This is a genomic window from Kitasatospora sp. NPDC056731, from assembly GCF_040687675.1.
GTDB lineage: Bacteria > Actinomycetota > Actinomycetes > Streptomycetales > Streptomycetaceae > Kitasatospora.
This window is the reverse complement of record NZ_JBFBNR010000101.1, coordinates 1-2,265: the sequence shown is the minus strand read 5'-3', so window position 1 is coordinate 2,265 and position 2,265 is coordinate 1. Positions and strand designations below refer to the sequence as shown.

The window sequence follows — 2,265 nt, the reverse complement described above, 5'->3', positions numbered from 1 at the left end:
TGTCGGCGACGGGTGAAAGCTGACCGCTGAACGGCGGATCAAATGGGACCCACCTCGCAGTCGTCTGATCATCCTGATCTTCAGAGGTCAGGAGGAGAGGGTGATTTCCGTGGAGGACTGGGCCGAGATCCGTCGGCTGCACCGGGCCGAGCACATGCCGATCCGGGCCATCGCCCGGCACCTGGGCATCTCGAAGAACACGGTGAAGAGGGCTCTGGACGGCGATCGGCCGCCGGTCTACCAGCGTCCGTTGAAGGGTTCGGCGGTGGACGCGTTCGAGCCCGAGATCCGCGAGCTTCTCAAAGCGACCCCGACGATGCCGGCCACGGTCATTGCCGAGCGGATCGGCTGGGAACGCGGGATCACGATTCTCAAGGAACGGGTGCGCGAGCTGCGGCCCGCCTATCTGCCGGTGGACCCCGTCTCGCGGACCGTCTACCAGCCCGGCGAGCTCGCCCAGTGCGACCTGTGGTTCCCGCCGGTGGACATCCCGCTGGGCTACGGCCAGTCGGGCCGCCCACCGGTGCTGGTCATCGTGTCCGGCTACTCGCGTGTGATCACTGCCCGGATGCTGCCCTCACGGCAGGGCGGCGACCTGATCGACGGCCACTGGCGCCTGCTGACCGCCTGGGGCGCCGTCCCCAAGACACTGGTCTGGGACAACGAGACCGGAGTCGGCAGAGGTAGGCTGACCAGCGAGTTCGCCGCATTCGCCGGCCTGCTGGCAGTCAGGATCCGCCTCTGCCGGCCCCGCGACCCCGAGGCCAAGGGCCTGGTCGAGCGCGCCAACGGCTACCTGGAGAAAAGCTTCCTGCCCGGCCGCACGTTCACCGGCCCCGACGACTTCAACACCCAGCTGACCTCCTGGCTGCAGATCGCCAACCGTCGCCAGCACCGCACGATCGCCGCCCGCCCTGCCGACCGGTGGGAGGCGGACCGCGCCGCGATGCTCGCCATCCCACCCGTCGACCCGCCCGCTTGGTGGCGCTTCCACACCCGCATCGGCCGCGACCACTACATCCGCGTCGACACCAACGACTACTCCGTCCATCCACGCGCGATCGGACACAGCGTCATGGTCCGCGCCGACAACGAAGAGGTCATCGTCATCGCCGGCGAGGACGTCGTCGCCCGACACGCCCGCTGCTGGGCCAAGCACCAGTCGATCACCGACCCGGACCACGCCGCTGCGGCCAGCGTTCTTCGCGGCGAGGTCTGGCACCTCAAGGCCGCCCGAGCCCAAAGCGCACGGGCAGCGGCCCTGGACCCCGACAGCCTGGGCATCGAGGTCGAACAACGCGAACTGGGCACCTACGACCGCATGTTCACCCTCATCGAAGGCGGAGCCGGAAAAGAGGACACCTGATGGCTCGCACCACCGCCCCCGCAACCCCTGACGCCGTCTCCACAGCCCGAACCGGTCGGCAGACCGCCTCCGACCTGGCCTTCCTCGCCCACGCGATGAAGGCCCCTGCCCTGCTGGACGCCGCCGAGCGCCTGGCCGAGCGCGCTCAGGCCGAGTCCTGGACCCACGCCGAATACCTCGTTGCCTGCCTGCAACGCGAGGTCTCTGCTCGCGACAGCCACGGCGGTGAGAGCCGCGTCCGCGCCGCCCGTTTCCCCGCGATCAAGACGATCGAGGAGCTGGACGTCACCCATCTGCGCGGCCTGACGCGCCAACAGCTGTCCCATTTGGGAACATTGGACTTCATCGCGGGCAAGGAGAACGTCATCTTCCTCGGCCCTCCCGGGACCGGCAAAACCCACCTCGCCACCGGGCTCGCGGTCCGGGCCTGCCAGGCCGGACACCGCGTCGCGTTCGCCACCGCCGCCCAGTGGGTCGACCGGCTCGCCGCCGCCCACCACAGCGGCCGGCTCCAGGACGAACTGGTTAAGCTCGGCCGCTACCCGTTGATCGTGATCGATGAGGTCGGGTACATCCCGTTCGAGGCCGAGGCCGCCAACCTGTTCTTCCAGCTCATATCGAACAGATACGAACGGGCGAGCGTGATCGTCACCTCGAACAAGCCCTTCGGCCGATGGGGAGAGGTCTTCGGAGACGAGACCGTCGCCGCCGCCATGATCGACCGACTCGTCCACCACGCCGAGGTCCACTCCCTCAAGGGCGAGTCCTACCGCATGAAGGGCCGCGAACTCGGCCGCGGCTCCACCTCAACCACCGACAACAACTAACCAAGACAACCAACGACGCGAGGGTCAGAACTCGACCGGCCAGAGTGGGTCACGGTTCAGCCGTCGCCGACA

At 68.3% G+C, this 2,265-nt stretch carries 2 protein-coding genes; both read left to right on the top strand.

The features are described from left to right. The first annotated feature begins 100 nt into the window (after positions 1–100). On the top strand, positions 101–1,366 hold the full coding sequence (istA, locus tag AB0R04_RS38835; RefSeq protein WP_363378890.1) for an IS21 family transposase: 1,266 nt from the start codon (positions 101–103) through the stop codon (positions 1,364–1,366). Continuing rightward, positions 1,366–2,193 (top strand): IS21-like element helper ATPase IstB, encoded by an 828-nt coding sequence (gene istB, locus AB0R04_RS38830; RefSeq protein WP_363378888.1) that lies wholly within the window; start codon positions 1,366–1,368, stop codon positions 2,191–2,193. Before istA ends, istB begins: the two co-directional genes overlap by 1 nt. Positions 2,194–2,265: the final 72 nt, after the last annotated feature.